This is a genomic window from Algibacter amylolyticus, from assembly GCF_014202225.1.
GTDB lineage: Bacteria > Bacteroidota > Bacteroidia > Flavobacteriales > Flavobacteriaceae > Algibacter_B > Algibacter_B amylolyticus.
This window is the reverse complement of the sequence record NZ_JACHGE010000001.1, coordinates 1,036,886-1,054,811: the sequence shown is the minus strand read 5'-3', so window position 1 is coordinate 1,054,811 and position 17,926 is coordinate 1,036,886. Positions and strand designations below refer to the sequence as shown.

The following is a 17,926-nucleotide window of genomic DNA, read 5'->3' as shown; positions in this document are numbered from 1 at the left end:
TTAACCGTATTGCTCTCCAAATTTATCTTTTACTTGTTGGAGTGTTTTCTTTATATCTTGTTCTTTAGACTTAGGAAAGATAAGCAAAACTTCTTCTTTATCCACAACAATATAATCTTGTAAGCCATCAATAACAACAATTTTATCTTTTTTTGTTCTTATCATATTTCCCGAAGCATCTTCGGCCAAAGTCCTAGCATTTACCACAGCATTGTTAGCTTCATCCTTATCCAACTTGTCGTATAAACTTCCCCAAGTTCCTAAATCGTTCCAATCAAATTCTGCCGCAATAACATGAACATTGGTAGATTTTTCCATAATAGCATAATCCACCGATATATTTTCTGCCTTAGGATAATTATCACGAATAAAGTCGTCTTCAAATTCGGTATTATACACCGATATGCCTTTTTCGAATAGCTCAAACAATTCTGGTTGATTACTTTTAAATGCTTTAACTACACTCTTTGCGCTCCACATAAAAATACCAGCATTCCATAAAAAATTACCTTTAGAAATAAAGTCTTTTGCTGTTTCGTAATCTGGTTTTTCTCTAAATTGATTTACCGATTTTATCGCTTTCGCGGAAGACTTATCAAACTCAATATAACCGTAACCTGTGTTAGGAAAAGTAGGTTGAATTCCTAAAGTCATTAATGCATCATTTTCAGAACAATACTCGAAGGCTTGTTGCACATTGCTCGCAAATGTTTTTTCGTCCTCAATCCAATGATCACTTGGTGCCACAATCATAACCGCATCTGGGTTTTCTTTCTGAATTTTTAACGAGGCGTATAAAATACAAGGCGCTGTGTTACGCATTGCAGGTTCTAAAACCACTTGACGCTGCTCAACTTCCGGTAATTGCTCTAAAACTAAATCGTTATATTGCTCGTTTGTTAAAATAAAAATATTTTCCTTCGGAATTAAATCTGCCAAACGATGAAATGTTTTTTGAATAAGCGTATCGCCCGTTCCTAACATATCATGAAACTGCTTTGGAAAATCCTGTGTGCTTACTGGCCAAAATCGTGACCCTACTCCTCCGGCCATTAATATGGCATAATAGTTTTTATTCATATTTTAATTTATTAATTCTACTTCTGCATTTGGATTAAAAAGGTATAAACGACCTGTTTTAATTTCAATGCACTCATAACGTTTAACACGTTTTTCACCCATTTTAAAAACCTTACCATTATAAAGTTTAAAACTTACACCCAAAGGTACTTCAAAAATAAAGGTTTTATTATTGGGTTCGTCAAATTGCTTTAAAGCTAAGGCCAATGACGCATCTGTATCGCTAGATGCTTTAGGGTTTTTAAAATGTTTTGCCAATAAAGGCAATAAGGCATCTGGAAATATCTTTGGGTTTAAAAACGGTAGCATTAAATGCTGAAATGTTTGTTTCCACTCCAAACCATGCGGTTTTATAAAGGTCCCATAAGCTTTAAAAGCCTCCAAATGGGCAATTTCATGAATAAGCGTTATTAAAAAGCGATAGGTATTTAAGTTTGAATTTATTGTAATTTGATGCTTGCCATTTGGTAATTTTCTATAATCACCATGCCTTGTTTTACGCTCATTTTTAATTTTAACCAACAAATCGTCCCGTTCTAAAAGATTTAAAACTGGAAGAACTGCATTTGTAGGTATATATTTTTGGAGCTCATTTTGCATTACAGCTAAAATAATGGAATTCCTTAAAAGAAACACTTAGCAACATAGACTTTTATAGAAAAAATTATAATTTAGTAGTTAAGTGCATTTAAATCTTTTGCAATTAAAGATACCTTAAAATATGAACCCGAAAGTTGACAAATATTTAGAACATGTAAAAACTTGGAAGTCGGAATTAGAACTTTTAAGAACAATTATAATAAGTTGCGGACTTTCTGAAGATTTTAAATGGCGAAACCCGTGTTACTCTTTTAAAGGTAAAAACATTGTAATAATTGGAGGTTTTAAGGCCTTTTGCTCGTTAAGTTTTTTTAAAGGCGCTATACTAAAAGACACAGAAGGCATCCTAAAGAAACCAGGTCCTAATTCAAGATCAACAAAGCTTATTCCGTTTACAAGCACAAAAGAAGTTATAGCTTTAGAAGCTATATTGAAACGTTATATTTACGAAGCTATCGCCATTGAAGAAGCAGGAATACAAGTTAAAATTGATAAGACCGATGAGTTAAACTATCCTGAAGAATTAAAATCTGAATTTTTAGAAAAGCCTGAATTTGAAACTGCTTTTAAAGAACTAACTAAGGGTAGACAACGTGGTTATATTTTGCATTTTACCAGTGCCAAACAATCGAAAACACGAACTTCAAGAATACTTAAATGTGAAGCGCGAATTTTAAAGGGATTTGGTTTTAATGATTGTACTTGCGGACTATCAAAACGAAAACCAAATTGCGATGGTTCGCACAAACAATTGCAAAACAAATAGCCTTTAACTAACAGTAGCGAATTATAACATTTTTAAAAGCTTGTCCATGCTATTAAATGTCTTTGTAGCTTCTTTACTTAGCGCATTACCATAGTCGTGCTCTGTATAACCAAAAACATCAAAACCGCCTGTATTAGCAGCTCTAACTCCCGACAAACTATCCTCTACCACCAAACAGTCTTCTGGTTTAAACCCCATGGTTTCTGCTGCCCATAGAAATACATCGGGCTCTGGCTTCCATTTTTGTATCGCATAACAACTAAAGATATGCCCTTCAAAAAAAGGAAGTAGCCCCGTAAGCTCTAAGTTTAACCGAATTTTATTTTCGGGTCCACTTGATGCTACACAGAACGGTACGTTTATGTTTTCGAGAACTGCTTTTATACCTTTTATTGGTTGAATATTTTTCCGGAAGGCTTCAAACGTATTAATACGATAATCTTGTTCAAAATGAATAGGTAATGGTTTTTCAATACGTTGCGAAATATAATTAGTACAGTATTTAAAAGATTTCCCTTTTAATGCAATCATAGCAGCATCAAGCTCCATATTAGCACCTAAATAATTAGCCATTTCAACCAAAACACCTATAGCAATAGGTTCGCTATCAATTAAAACGCCATCGCAATCGAAAATTATACATTTGTATTTACTCATAAATTAAGGCGTAGAATTAGAAACTTGCAACAGTTTACCATTATAATACTTATTCCCGGTTAATGAAAAATCAAGAATATATTCCGCCATTTCTATAGCTGTTGTAGGTGCTTGATAGCCTGGAAAGGCTTCTTCTAACATTTCGGTTTGTACAGCGCCTAAAGCCAAAACATTAAATGCTATTCCAGATTCTTTATACTCTTCGGCTAGTAACTCGGTTAAAGTAATTACCGCAGCTTTACTAGAACTATAGGCCGCTAACCCAGGAAACTTCATACTACCTTGTACACCGCCCATTGAGCTAATGGTAACAACATGACTATTATTAACCATAAACGGAATTACTTTTCGTGTTAACTCTGCTACTCCAAAAACATTGGTTTTATAAACAGCCTCAAACTCATCCATAGTAATTTCTGCAAACGGTTTATTTAATAAAGCACCAGCGTTATTTATTAAAACATCTACATGCTTCCATTCTTTGGCTATAAAATCTTCAACATGACTATAAGCCTTAGCATCATTCAAGTTGAACGAAAATGCAGTTACATTATCTAATTTCAAGCTTTGAACCGGCTTCTCATTCCGCGAAAGCGCTAAAACTTTATGTCCTGCTTTTGCAAAGAGTTGTACTAGCTCGAAACCAATACCGCGGCTTGTTCCTGTTATAATTATATGTTTACTCATTATTCATTTTTATTACTTTAGTTGGTGCATTTATCATGCCTTCTAAGGCCGGAACCATTTTACTTATAAAATTTGTCATGTGATTAAAATCCATTTTATCGGCTTCATCATCTACATGATGATAGTATTCAAAATTGGTAAAATCGAAAGTAGAAATAGCGTGAGCAGGCACTTTAAAGGCGTTGTAAAACGGGTAGTTATCCGAGCGTTGAAACAAATTAAATTCCTTTGCCTTTGGAAAGAACCCTATCATTTCGGAACCGCCATAAACATTAAGTTGCTTTGCTAAATTAGATTTTTCGTATCCAGACATATAGGCCATAATTTCGGTTGTTGCTCTTGGCACACCAATCATTTCGAAATTAATCATGGTATATAAATCTATATTTTGTTTTTTTAAGCGTTTCGCTAAATGCTCTGAACCTTTAAGCCCCATTTCTTCGGCGGCATACAAGGTGAATAGCACACTACGTTTATTACTTTTGGTTTTTGCAAAGTGTTTTGCCCATTCTAAAACGGCAACTGTTCCAGAGGCATCATCGTTAGCGCCATTGGCAATTACATCGCCATTTACAGCTTTTGCTGTTCCAATATGATCGTAATGCGCACCAAGAATTACAAACTCATTTTTAAGTTTTGGGTCGTTACCTTCTAAATACCCAACCACGTTATATCCTATTACTGTTTCAATATTGAAACTATCGCGATAGGTTTCAAAATAAGGTTTAATATGATTTGCTTTGAAATGATTTTCAATAAAAACAGCTGCTTTTTCAATGCCTTTAGAGCCTGTATTTCTACCTTCCAATTCATCTGAAGCCAAATACTCTAGACTCGCCTTTATAGTTTCTAAAGAAATAGTGTTAGACACCAAACTACTTGAATTTGAAACGGATTTACTTATAGATTCCTCTGTAGTTTGCGCTACTGGTTTAATAGCATCGGGATTGGTTTCGATAATTTTTTTTTGTCCGCCGCAACTTAAAATAAGTGCTAGTACTAAAAGACTGAATATTTTTTTCATGGTGTTTTTATTAAAATTTAAAGATAAAAAAAACCTGTATCAAACTAATGATACAGGTTCTTATATTATAAATTAAAAACTTAATATCTATGCTATCATAGTTACAGGGTTTTCAATAAACGTTTTTAATGTTTGTAAAAATTGTGCTCCCACAGCTCCATCTACTGTTCTGTGATCGCATGCCAAGGTAAGCATCATAGTATTACCAACTACTATTTGACCATCTTTAACTACAGGCTTTTGCACAATAGCTCCTACAGATAAAATTGCAGAATTTGGCTGGTTAATAATTGATGTAAAACTCTGAATACCAAACATTCCTAAGTTAGAAACCGTAAATGTACTTCCAGACATTTCATCTGGCTTAATTTTTTTGTTTCTAGCTTTACCGGCTAAATCTCTTACCGAAGATCCAATTTGTGTTAAACTTAACGCATTGGTATGCTTAATTACAGGTACAACCAAACCATCATCTACAGCTACTGCTACACCTACGTGAATGTGGCTGTGTATTTTAGTTACATTATCACTCCAAGTTGTATTAACTTGTGGGTGCTTTAATAACGCCATAGCACAAGCTTTAACAACCATATCATTAAATGACACTTTTGTATCTGGAATGGCATTGATTATTTTACGAGAAGCCATAGCATTATCCATATCGACCTCGATATTTAAGTAGAAATGCGGTGCTGTAAACTTAGATGATCCTAAAGCTTTCGCAATAGCCTTACGCATAGAAGAATTTTTAACTTCTTCTGTGTTTTCTTCTCCTGCTACAGCAAAACTTGTAACAGCAGCAGAACTAGTTGGTGCGGCGGCGGCAGGTTCGTAATTTTCGATATCGCGTTTAACGATACGTCCATTTTCACCTGAACCTTGAACTTTAGTTAAGTTGATCCCTTTATCTTCTGCTAATTTCTTAGCCAATGGAGACACAAACACACGTCCATTTTCTGTAACCGGTGTTGGTGCCGGAGCACTTGCTTTTTTAGGAGCCGATGCTGCAGTAGACGCTGCTTTTGGAGCTTCCTTTTTAGCTTCGGCTTTTGGAGCTTCTTTTGCAGGAGCTGCCGATGCTGAAAAACTAGAAGCCACACCAGAAACATCTGTTCCTGCAGGACCTATTATTGCTAATAGAGCATCTACTTTTGCAGATTCTCCTTCTTGTAATCCTATTTCTAATAACGTACCAGATTGGAAAGATTCAAATTCCATGGTTGCTTTATCTGTTTCAATTTCAGCTAAAATATCGCCTTCTTCAACAGTATCTCCCACTTTCTTTAACCATGTTGCCACAGTTCCTTCTTCCATAGTATCACTTAATCGTGGCATAGTTACTACTATAACACCTTCAGGTAATGCGGCACTTGCAGCAGGAGCCGCAGCTGTTTCTGCAGGAGCTTCTTGAGTAGATTCAGCTTCTGCTGTTTCTTCTTTTGCTTCCGCGGAAGCGTTACCACCACCATTTAAAAGGCCAGATATATCTTCACCTTCGTCACCAATTATAGCTAAAAGCTCATCTACCTTTGTAGTTTCACCTTCTTGAACACCAATATGAAGTAGTGTACCTTCGTTAAAAGATTCGAATTCCATGGTCGCTTTATCGGTTTCGATTTCAGCTAAAATATCTCCTTCTTCTATCTTATCTCCTACTTTTTTTAACCAAGTAGCAACGGTACCTTCTTCCATGGTATCGCTTAAACGGGGCATATTTACAACTATTGCCATATCTTATATTTTGTGTTGAATGAATGGATAATCTTCTTGCTCGTAAACCATATCGTATAGTTGTTGCTTATCTGGGAATGGAGATTCTTCAGCGAATTTCTCACATTCAGCAACACGTTCTTTTACGCGCTTATCAATTACTTTAATATCGTCCTCTGTAGCAAATTTCTTTTCAAGAATAACATCCTTAACTTGCGTAATAGGATCTATTTTCTTGTATTCATTTACTTCATCTTTCGTTCTGTAATGCTGTGCATCGGACATAGAGTGTCCTCTATAACGGTATGTTTTTAACTCTAAAAATGTTGGTCCGCCACCTTTACGTGCTCTTGTAATAGCTTCATCGAAAGCTTCGGCAACTTTAATAGGATTCATTCCATCAACAGGTCCACAAGGCATATCGTAGCCTAAACCTAATTTCCATATTTCGGTATGGTTTGCTGTTCTTTCTACCGAAGTTCCCATAGCGTACCCGTTGTTTTCACAAACAAATACTACTGGTAAATTCCATAACATCGCTAAATTAAACGTTTCGTGAAGTGACCCTTGACGAGCAGCACCATCACCAAAGCAACAAATTGTTACACCGTCTACACCATGATATTTATCTCCAAAAGCAATACCAGCACCCAAAGGAATTTGACCTCCAACAATACCATGACCACCATAAAATCTAAATTCTTTAGAGAAAATATGCATAGAACCTCCCATACCTTGAGATGTTCCAGTTACTTTTCCAAATAATTCTGCCATAACACGTTTAGGATCAACTCCCATACCTATTGGTTGTACGTGGTTACGATAAGCGGTAATCATTTTATCTTTTGTCAAGTCCATAGCATGTAAAGCACCAGCTAAAACAGCTTCTTGACCATTATACAAATGAAGAAATCCTCTTACTTTTTGTTGAATGTATACTGCGGCAAGTTTATCTTCAAACTTTCTCCAGAATAACATCTCTTCGTACCATTTTAGGTAAACCTCTTTTGTGATTTTTTTCATTGAATACTTTTTGAGTACTATTAATATAATTAGCGGAACACAAAAGTAACACTTTGTGCCGTATTGCAAAAACACAATATGACTAAAATACAAAAAAAATGAAAAAATAGGATCGTAAGCTAATTTAGTTTCACTAATTATTATAATTTACTGATAAAAACTAAAATATCTTAAATATAAAGCGGTTAGAGTACTGATTTATCAAACATTAAAGGTAACAAGTTTGCAAGCGAGTTTGATTTAGCAATAGCACCGGTTTCGCCCATAAAATAGATCTCTATTGGAGCGTCTTGTTTTATTTCATATTCGGCTATGGCTTGTCTGCACGCACCACAAGGCGGAATAGGCTTTGTAGTTTTACTGGTTTTAGATCCTGCAGTAATAGCCATACGAACCATTTTTGCTCCGGGAAATTGTGACCCTGCATAATAAATAGCCGTACGCTCTGCACACAAACCTGAAGGGTATGACGCATTTTCTTGATTACTTCCACATACAATCTCGTTATTATCTAAAAGTATGGCGGCACCTACATTAAAGTTGGAATATGGTGCATATGCTTTTTCTCTTGCCTGAACAGCCTTTTCCATAAGGGACAATACGTCTTTAGGAAGTTCTTGTAAGCTATCAAAAACGTATAACCTAGACTCTATTTTTATTTCCTTCATAATCAAATGTATTTAATAAACTACCTCTAGTCAAGCCTACGAGGTAATTAAATTCTAAAAAAGCAAATACTAAATTCCAAAAACAAAAAACTATTGTCAATTAAGACAATAGTTTTTTAATATAAATTATTTTTAAAAATTCTAGTATTCCAAATATTCCCCTGCACCAAAGTTAAAGGTTAAAGAGAAACGTAATGTATTTTCTAATGGACTTTGCACTTTTGATGCCGAGAACAAGTATGATAAATCAATATTTACAACATTTGCTTTAAACCCTGCTCCTAAAGCTAAAAATTTTCTAGCTCCTTTCTCCTCACTTTCATTAAAATAACCTGTTCTAAATGCAAATGAATCTTGATATACATATTCTGCTCCTAAAGCCCATGTAAACTCTTTTAACTCTTCGCTAAATCCACCTGGTGCATCTCCAAAAGACTGAAACATTCCTGATAAAAAGTTTACATCTTGAGATTTTCCTTTATAGATAACGTTATCTGTTTCCCTAATAAAAGTATCTTCATCTTCTTCATAAGTACCGTTACCATTAACATCTTCAAAAACGGTTTCTCTTCCTAATTGCGGAGGTGTTGGCACCAATAGTTTAGCAATTTCTGCAGTTACAGATATTTTATTATAATCGTCGAAAATAAAATCGAACCCAGTTCCTATACGTAAATTTGTAGGCTGAAAATTTTCTTCGCCGCCTTCATCATATTTAAATTTTGGACCAATATTTTGAATAGCAAAACCTGCTCTCCAACGTCCATTAAAATCTGAATAAGCTTCTTCTTCACTTTGGTAATATCCAGAAAGATCTACGCCAAACGTACTTGCAGGTGTAATATCCCCACCAACGCCTTGAATTCTTAAATCTGAACGTAAATAACGCATAAGTACCGACATTGAAAATTGATCCGATAAACGTAACGCGTATGATGCATCTAATGAAAACTCATTTGGTTTTTGCTCTCTTGGTGTATCATCAGGTCCGTCAACAAACTCAATAGATCCTAGAGAAAAATATCTTAAACTTGCTGCAAATGCACTACGATCGTCTAGACGATTAAAGTATGTGAAATTCCCTAAAAAGATGTCGTTAACCAATTTACTTAAATATGGTGTATAACTTACACCCACACCAGATTTAGCTTCTGAAAAGGCGTATTTTGACGAATTCCATTGTTGTGAAAAAGCATCAACAGAGGTTGCAACACCCATATCTCCCATACCAGCTGCACGAGCATCTGATGCTATAAGTAGAAACGGAATTCCTGTTGTAATAACACTACTAGAATTCTCATATGGTACAACTACGGTTGTTTCTTGTGAATAACCTTTAAAAACAAAAGCAAAGGCTATAAATAGCAATAATCTATTCTTCATGAAATCTTTTTTAGTTTAGCAAATATAATTTTTTTTATAATATGACGAGTTTTTCAATTTTTTCGACCGTTTTGTTCAATAAACTAGAACGTACTTTTAGTTTATAAATATAAACGCCTTTACCTATTTTACCACCAAAATCATCTCTTCCATCCCAAACGATATCTCGAGACAACGAACTTGTTGTTTTTATACCTCCAGAAGTTTGCCCGTTAAGCGTTCTAATAATTTTCCCGGTAACGGTGAATATCTGTATAGAAACGTCTAAAGGTTCCGAACTATTGTGATTGAACCAAAATTCTGTATAATTTACAAATGGATTTGGGTAATTAAGCACATTATTTATTACTAAACCTTGATCTTTATCGAACACCATAAACTGAATTTCAGAAATAGAAGAGTTATTATAAACATCCCAAGCTTTTACTGTTAGCGTATGTAAACCTGGTTCTAAATCTTTAAAAGGAAAACTTACTGTACCTTTAGTATAATCATCCACTTCGGTTTGATAATAATCGTTTAAAATTACAGGGTTTGTTTCATCGCCATCTAAAACACCAACAATATCATGCCCTATACCACTGGCTGTATTAATTCCGTTAGCATCTTCTAATTTTGCTAATAATGTAGGCGATTCGTTTGTAATTCCGCCTGTCACGAAATTTTCATCATTCATGTATAATGTAACTAAAGGACCGGTATTATCTTCTGGCGCATCTTCATTTAAACCACCAATTCTTATTGTATTTACACTTGCTCCTGTTTTATCTTCGGTTAAGGCTTCATTTTTTGCATAAAAACTTACTTTACCAAACCCAACGGGTATCCCAATGTCTTTAGGCACAACAAAATCGAATTCAAATAAACCATTAGTAACCGATGCTTGCCCTCTAAAAATAATTTCTCCTAAGGTCTTAAAGTCCATAATTATCACACCGCCACTATCAGAAACACCATCGTTACCTAAGGTTTTTCTATTCACTTCTTTATCATAAATAGTGGTAGATAATGTGCCGTTGTATGTAGTTAATAAATTACCGGAAATATCTATAACCTCGCCTGCTAACTTAACATAACTCAATCCTTTAAGGGTGTCAGTTGCTGTTGCAATAGGCATATCGTTAATTTTAGTAAGCCTAATATTTGGTTTCGGGAATGCCAACTTCATGGCTGGATCACCAATAAAAAACACTAAACTTTTTTGACTATTACCAGTAATTACCGGATCGTTTTTTGCCAATCGTAATGCCTCGGCCATAGTTGGATATTCGTAATCCTCGTAAGTATCGTCATCGCTGTAGGAATATAGATACTGCCCTAATTCTTTATTAAAATTAATACCAAAATTAACAAAAACTTGACGTGTTGTGGTTATTAAACCAATAGCACCGGTTTCTTTATTCCAAAAGGTAAACTCGCCTGCAGTTTCTCTTAACGGATTATCAAAACGCGTAAACTCGCAGGTTACCGTTACAAAACAATTTAATTTGCAGACATTACGAAGATCTGTTATATCGTTTTTTAGAAAAATGCGCTCTTCTGCTAAGCCATCTTCTCCTCCATGTCCAAAATAATTTACAACTAAGGCACCATTATCCATAGCACTTACTATTTCGGAGGTTACAACGGGATATCTATCCCCACCCGCCGATGATTCTTGCTTAAAAGCATCAGAATGAATTTTAATAACATTAACATACGGTTTTTCATCGGAAACCAAATCGCCAATTTCATCTGTCGTAGCCTGTAAAGTTCCGTTAAGCTTAGAATCATTGTCATCTGACATGACCACAAAATTGTTTCTCCAACTTCCATAAGCCTCCTTTATATAATAAGACTCAACTTTATCTACCATTTCTACCCCTCGTTGCGGCGTATCGGCTAAAATTCTACCAATAGCAATATCTAATTTATCGTTAGAGCTCATGGCACCTTCATTTTCGTCCATCATGCCGTAAAAATCATCAGACACAAAGGATGTTGCTAAACTAAAACTATTGTAAGAATACCAAGAAGGCACAATATTAGTGTTACCCGAAACCCTATCCTTATAATCATATGAGCCATCACCGAACAGGCATAAATATTTAATTCTATTTTCTGGTGTGCTGGCGTTATCATACACATATTTAACCATATTCCTTATAGCACCAATATCTTGATTTCCCGAACTAAACTCATTATAAATCTCATCTAGACCTACCACTTTAACATTTAACCCATATTGATTTCTATTGATCTGAGCTAAACGCTCTGCTTGATTATACATGTTATTAGGAGTTACAATAACATAATCTATATCCTGAAAAGCACCTTGACTATTTTGAAAAATAGTTCCTTTAATATTCTGATTAACTATAGTAGTTTGCGAATCGGTTTTAGCCTCAAGATAATTAGAAGAAGGCACAGCCACGTAAGATTTTAAAGTCCCTAAGTTGGAAGTAAAACTAAATGTTGATTCGCCCGAATCATTACTAGCTTTTGATACGTTGTATATATCTGTTACATCCCAAACCTCCATAAGCTTAGACGCATTTGTAATATTATATTGTCCAATTCCTGAAACAGAAGACACCATTTTATTTTTAAACAGAAACTGATTTCCATCAAAATTTAATGCGCGCTTACCTTCTACAGCGATATAATCTAAATAGCCCACAACGCTAGGGTTTCCTAGATTATTAAAATCTAATCCTACTTTAATAGTAGATGAATCTACATTTAAACTACCAGAATAAGTAGCACCATTTGCTAGTGTTGGAGACGTTACTCCAGAAATTCCCAAGGTGGATACAGCAGTCCCATTAACACTCACTTTCATTTCACTTGAACTACCAGACGCCGTAGCTACAAGTACCTTTAAACTAATAGGTTCTGAGGTCACTAAACCCGTAAAATCGAATTCGAACTCTTTACTGCTTTCAACATCAAATTTATCACCAAACCAACGTCTACCCAATGAGATAAGGTTATAATCATCTACCTCATGAAATTGGTAATCATCATAAGATTCAATCACCATATCCACACTACCAGTTGGCTGATTAAAACTTTGAATACGCTTACCGTTACCAGAACTCACATTAATATAATAGTATGTTTTATCGGTATAACAATTAATATGACTCTTTTCGCTAAAATACTCATAGCCAGCAGGTCCTTGTCCGTAGAATAGAATATAATCACTATCATCTATAACCCCATCCTCTTCTCCAACAAATTCTATAGCATTTTCCGGAACATCAAAAGGATAATCTACAGCATTGGCATAAGGAATCATTTCTCCACCATGTCCATATAATTTAATTGTTCTAGGATCTACACTATTAACGTTAATACCTAAAGATTGTAAAAACCTTTTATTCAACTTAAAGACTCCCGTTGCATCAATATAAAATCGATACCAATCGCCAGAACTTAAAACAGAATTAGAAATAGCTTTTGAACCACTAAATTTCGATGAAACCTTGCTATTTAAATTACTTCCTGTCTTATAACTTAATTGAAAGGAAGTAACCTTTTTAAATCTCCCGTTATCTTCTTCTATAATTGGAGACAATTGTAAACCGATATATTTTTTATCTCTAGCTGAAGAATTTTTTAAACTAAAATTTAACTCGCTAGGAATTTTAGCAGCATCTAAATCTTTTAATTCCGATTTAGAAATTGTTGCGTATACTACATTACTAATAGTTACCGATGCTTCATTAATTACGGCATCGGTTTCCCATTGGTGATTAAACAAAAGGCCTTTATCCAAATCATAGTTAAAGTACTCTGCATCAAACGCAGGTACTTCCATAGCAAAATCAGCTATTGTTAGGATTTGAGTATCACCCCAAGTTATACTATACTTTTTTTGTTGTGCAAACACCACTGTTGAGATCGTCAACAGTAAAAATAAAATAGTCTTCTTCATTGCTAAAATAACGTCGTTAGGCAATTGTTATTATCAATAAAAAATAACAATTTTAAAAACTGATTCAAAAATACAATAATAAATTAGTAAATCGTGCGTTAATAAAACACAAAACAATGATTGAGCAGTATTAAATCATCGTTATAATACACAAAAAACAGGACGAAATACGTGGTTTTTTGGTTAAAATGCAAAAAACAGCTTGCGTTATTAGGTTAAATTCTTATATTGCAGCACCAAAATTATTATTAGCTTACTTAAAGGTATGAATATGAAAAAAGTAGTAGCATTCAAGATTTTGTTAGTTTTAGCGCTAACAGTGGCTTCAACGAGTTGCAAAAAATCTTCGAGTTCAAAAAATAGCTCCAGAGCTACTGGATGGAATATCAACGACAGAGACGGTGGTTTCCAATACAATACAGACTTTAAAGAACAAGAAACCTCCCCAGGTTTAGTGTTTGTTGAAGGTGGTACATTTACCAAAGGTCGAGTTCAAGATGATGTTATGCATGATTGGAACAATAGTCCTAATCAACAACATGTGCAATCATTTTACATGGACGAAACCGAGGTAACCAATGCTATGTATATGGAGTACTTAGATTGGATTAAACGTGTTTACCCGCCATCTGACGAAAATTTTAGAGCCATTTATCATGGTGCTTTACCAGATACATTAGTTTGGAGAAACCGTTTAGGATTCAACGAAGTAATGACGGATAACTATTTACGTCACCCTGGATATGGTGAGTACCCTGTTGTTGGTGTAAGCTGGATTCAAGCTGTTGAGTTTGCTAACTGGCGTTCGGACCGTGTTAATGAGTACAACTTAGAAAAAGCTGGATACATTAAACGTGGTGCTAAAATTACAGACGTAGATTCTGAACAAACTTTTAGTACAGACACCTATATTAATGCTCCAACATTAACTTACGGTGGTAATGAAGAAATTATAAATGGTGATGGACGTAGCAAGAGAAATTCAAGAACTGATGCTGACGGAAACGAAACTGGCATTTATGCTACTCGTGAAACAGGTATCATTTCTCCAAAATACAGACTTCCAACTGAAACTGAGTGGGAATATGCTGCTTTAGGTTTAAGTGAAATCAGAAGCTACAACCTATACCGTGGACGCAAAAAATATCCATGGGACGGACAGTACACACGTTCTGGAAAACGTAAAATTCGTGGTGACCAAATGGCTAATTTCAAGCAAGGTAAAGGTGATTACGGTGGAATTGCTGGTTGGTCTGATGATGGTGCAGATATTACTAACCAAGTTAAATCTTACGATCCAAATGATTTTGGTTTATACGACATGGCTGGTAATGTAGCCGAATGGGTTGCAGATGTTTACAGACCTATAATAGATGATGAGTTTAATGACTTTAACTACTATCGTGGAAACGTTTACACAAAAAACGCATTAAATGAAGACGGTACAGTAAAAATTGTAACTTCTGATGATATCGTTTATGATACCCTATCAAACGGAAAAGTGATTGCTAGAAATTTGCCAGGTGAAATATTACAAGTGCCTGTTGATGAAAACGAAACATATTTACGTTCAAACTTCGATAAAAGTAACGAAATAAACTTTAGAGATGGTGACAGACGCTCATCTAGAAACTACGAAAGTTTTAATGATGATGAAGGTATTGATGGTCAAGAAGCTTCTACAACAAGACAAATGTACAATTCACCTAAACACTCTATCACAAGAGATTCATTAGGAAATATTGTTAGAGAATACGACAAAGGAAACAACAGAACCTCTTTAATTAATGATGAAGTAAGAGTTTACAAAGGTGGATCATGGAAAGACAGAGAGTACTGGCTAGACCCAGCACAACGACGTTACTTCCCACAAGATATGGCAACAGATTACATTGGTTTTAGATGTGCAATGTCTAGAGTTGGATCTAAAAGTAAAGGAAAACAGAAAAAGAAAAACTAAATTTTAGTTTTATAAAATAATGGAAAAGTCCTAGCGCGAGTTAGGACTTTTTTATTTAAATTTATTTAGATTATTAAAAACACTTTTTTTTGAAACTAGCAGATTTACACACCCTATTTTTAGAATGCAATGCCGTATGCACAGATACAAGAAAAATAAAATCAAATGATTTATTTTTCGCTCTAAAAGGCGATAATTATAACGGTAATAGTTATGCCGATGCTGCTATTAAAAGCGGTGCAAAATTTGCTGTAATTGACGAAGAGCAGTACAACACATCTAGCAAAACAATTCTCGTAGAAGATGTTTTAAAAACTTTACAAGAACTAGCCGCCTTCCATAGGAACTATTTAAAAACACCTATTGTAGCGTTAACGGGGAGCAACGGTAAAACAACTACCAAAGAATTAATTAACGCTGTATTATCTAAAAAATATAATACAACAGCTACCATTGGCAACCTAAATAACCACATTGGTGTACCGCTTACGCTCTTATCAATGACTAAAGATACTCAAATTGGTATTGTAGAAATGGGAGCGAATCACTTAAAAGAAATTGAATTTTTATGCGGTATAGCGCATCCTGATTATGGCTACATTACAAATTTCGGGAAAGCACATTTAGAAGGTTTTGGAGGTATTCAAGGGGTTATTGAAGGTAAAAGCGAAATGTATAATTATTTAACTACTAACAAGAAGACCATTTTCGTTAACCTTAGTGATGCCATACAAAAGAAAAAAACAAAAAATACCAATAGATATACGTTTGGAAACAAAACCGAAAACACAGATGTCTCCATAAGTTTTATTGAAGCACAACCTTTTGTAAAAAGCTTATATAATACCTTAGAAATTAAAAGCCAGCTTATTGGCGACTACAATTTTAATAATATAGCAGCAGCTATTACTATAGGACACTTCTTTAAAGTTAAAGATTTAGATTTAAAAGATGCTATTGAAAACTATATACCTTCAAACAATCGTTCGCAAATAATAAACCAAGACTCGAATAAAATAATTTTAGATGCTTATAACGCTAACCCAACAAGCATGCAAGCAGCTTTATTAAATTTCGAAAAACAAGATGGTAAAAAAATAGCTATTCTTGGTGATATGTTTGAACTTGGAAACTCCGCTATTGAAGAACATCAAACCATTGCTAATTTAGCGCAATCGCTAGATATAGATCAAATTATATTTATTGGAGAAAACTTTAATCTCGCTGAGACCAACACTACTAAAGCCATACAATTTGAATCATTTAACACCTTTACAGAAGGGTTTAATATAAAATCTATAGAAGACTCTACCATTTTAATAAAAGGTTCCAGAGGCATGGCGTTAGAGCGCACATTAAAATTCTTACCATAAAGTAAAAGTGCCAGTTTGAAAATTCCAAACTGACACTTTATTTAATATAATTCTCCCTAAGAACTAATTAATAGCACTGTAAAGATGCATATTAAATTAGTACTGCACAATACTCAATTTGAGTAGTACAATTTTTAAATAAGGTTTTTGTTCATTTTAAGCATACCTATAAGTTCTCCGGTTGAAGAAATATTTAATTTTCTTAAAATATTCCTTCTATGCGTATCCACTGTATTTGCTGTAATACCGAGACTTTTCCCTATCGTTTTACTCGAATAATTCAAAATTAAAAGTCTTATAATATCGCGTTCTCTGTTACTAATACAGTCAGATAATAATTTTTGAGAAAAATTATTAAAATAAATAGTTTCATATTCGTTATTAGCATTCAATAATTTGGCCGAAGCACAAATCTGCATTTCAATTTGATGAGACAACACCGTATAATGCGCTAACCCAATAATAGGCTTATTGTCGCTATCGAATTCTAGTGGCGTGGTATTCTGAATTACATTTACATAATTATCATTAGCGTCTCTAAATCGATAATTCCATGTATAACTAGCTCTCATTCTATCTTCAATAGATATTTCTTTTAATGTAAACTTCATTAACTCATTTAGAGCACTAAGCCAGATTTCTAGATCGTCTGGATGAATTCTGCTCCAAAAGTATCGCATACCTAATGATTTAAGATCGTTATTATCTATACCCAAACAGGCTTTCATATTCTTACTTATGTACTCGAAGGACAGATTTTGCGTATTGGTAATACAGAAAAACGTTGAACTATAAGGCAAGTAAACATCTAGCTCTATTATTTTCTCAATATGCTTTTCTAACGTTGGATTATCGTGAGATTTAAATATTTCCTTATAGGCATGTTTAATATTTAGCGTTTCCATAGACCGAGAGATTTCCTTAAAAGTAAAAAAAAACCTGAAACCTCATTAAGATATACCTTATAAAAAAAACAGGAAGATTAAAGTTTTATGGTTTTATACCATAATCTAAGTAAAAAAAGTGGTAACGCAATAAAATATGAGTTTCAATAGACATATAAAAACACAACATAT

General features: G+C 34.3%; 14 protein-coding genes. 3 read left to right on the top strand and 11 right to left on the bottom strand.

All coding sequences use genetic code 11. From position 1 onward, the window contains the following. A complete protein-coding gene (locus tag HNQ90_RS04505; protein WP_144115458.1) occupies positions 1-1,080 on the bottom strand; it encodes a mannose-1-phosphate guanylyltransferase in 1,080 nt (359 codons plus the stop codon). A 3-nt stretch (positions 1,081-1,083) separates the two neighbouring features. Then, on the bottom strand, positions 1,084-1,680 hold the full coding sequence (locus tag HNQ90_RS04500; protein WP_144115457.1) for a SprT-like domain-containing protein: 597 nt from the start codon (positions 1,678-1,680) through the stop codon (positions 1,084-1,086). Between the two features lie 121 nt (positions 1,681-1,801). Between HNQ90_RS04500 and HNQ90_RS04495 the strand changes: the two genes are divergently transcribed. Beyond that, positions 1,802-2,446, top strand: coding sequence for a DUF1801 domain-containing protein (locus tag HNQ90_RS04495; RefSeq protein ID WP_144115456.1), 645 nt, complete (start codon positions 1,802-1,804; stop codon positions 2,444-2,446). 21 nt (positions 2,447-2,467) lie between these two features. Here HNQ90_RS04495 and HNQ90_RS04490 read toward each other — a convergent pair whose 3' ends face one another. The 8 genes from HNQ90_RS04490 to porU form a co-directional block, all read right to left on the bottom strand. Further along, a complete protein-coding gene (locus HNQ90_RS04490; protein WP_144115455.1) occupies positions 2,468-3,103 on the bottom strand; it encodes an HAD family hydrolase in 636 nt (211 codons plus the stop codon). 3 nt (positions 3,104-3,106) lie between these two features. After that, complete coding sequence (locus HNQ90_RS04485; protein ID WP_144115454.1) at positions 3,107-3,790, bottom strand: SDR family NAD(P)-dependent oxidoreductase; 684 nt, start codon at positions 3,788-3,790, stop codon at positions 3,107-3,109. After that, positions 3,783-4,814, bottom strand: a complete 1,032-nt coding sequence (locus tag HNQ90_RS04480) for a M20/M25/M40 family metallo-hydrolase (protein WP_144115453.1) — start codon at positions 4,812-4,814, stop codon at positions 3,783-3,785. Before HNQ90_RS04480 ends, HNQ90_RS04485 begins: the two co-directional genes overlap by 8 nt. Positions 4,815-4,901: 87 nt before the next feature. Next, the gene (locus tag HNQ90_RS04475) at positions 4,902-6,545 is read right to left on the bottom strand and encodes a dihydrolipoamide acetyltransferase family protein (protein ID WP_144115452.1); all 1,644 of its coding nucleotides are present in this window, start codon (positions 6,543-6,545) and stop codon (positions 4,902-4,904) included. 3 nt (positions 6,546-6,548) lie between these two features. Next, the gene (pdhA, locus tag HNQ90_RS04470) at positions 6,549-7,547 is read right to left on the bottom strand and encodes a pyruvate dehydrogenase (acetyl-transferring) E1 component subunit alpha (protein WP_144115451.1); all 999 of its coding nucleotides are present in this window, start codon (positions 7,545-7,547) and stop codon (positions 6,549-6,551) included. Positions 7,548-7,732: 185 nt separating this feature from the next. Then, positions 7,733-8,215 carry a cytidine deaminase gene (gene cdd / locus HNQ90_RS04465; protein ID WP_144115450.1) on the bottom strand — a complete coding sequence of 161 codons (483 nt, stop codon included), beginning with the start codon at positions 8,213-8,215 and terminating at the stop codon, positions 7,733-7,735. Positions 8,216-8,356: 141 nt separating this feature from the next. Further along, a complete protein-coding gene (porV, locus tag HNQ90_RS04460; protein WP_144115449.1) occupies positions 8,357-9,598 on the bottom strand; it encodes a type IX secretion system outer membrane channel protein PorV in 1,242 nt (413 codons plus the stop codon). 34 nt (positions 9,599-9,632) lie between these two features. Further along, complete coding sequence (gene porU, locus HNQ90_RS04455; RefSeq protein WP_144115448.1) at positions 9,633-13,517, bottom strand: type IX secretion system sortase PorU; 3,885 nt, start codon at positions 13,515-13,517, stop codon at positions 9,633-9,635. A gap of 265 nt (positions 13,518-13,782) precedes the next feature. Here porU and gldJ point away from each other — a divergent pair, with 265 nt between their 5' ends. Beyond that, complete coding sequence (gldJ, locus tag HNQ90_RS04450) at positions 13,783-15,477, top strand: gliding motility lipoprotein GldJ (RefSeq protein ID WP_172625820.1); 1,695 nt, start codon at positions 13,783-13,785, stop codon at positions 15,475-15,477. A gap of 89 nt (positions 15,478-15,566) precedes the next feature. Continuing rightward, positions 15,567-16,850, top strand: coding sequence for a UDP-N-acetylmuramoyl-tripeptide--D-alanyl-D-alanine ligase (locus HNQ90_RS04445; RefSeq protein WP_144115446.1), 1,284 nt, complete (start codon positions 15,567-15,569; stop codon positions 16,848-16,850). 134 nt (positions 16,851-16,984) lie between these two features. Here HNQ90_RS04445 and HNQ90_RS04440 read toward each other — a convergent pair whose 3' ends face one another. Then, the gene (locus HNQ90_RS04440; RefSeq protein WP_144115445.1) at positions 16,985-17,755 is read right to left on the bottom strand and encodes a LuxR C-terminal-related transcriptional regulator; all 771 of its coding nucleotides are present in this window, start codon (positions 17,753-17,755) and stop codon (positions 16,985-16,987) included. Positions 17,756-17,926 lie beyond the last annotated feature (171 nt).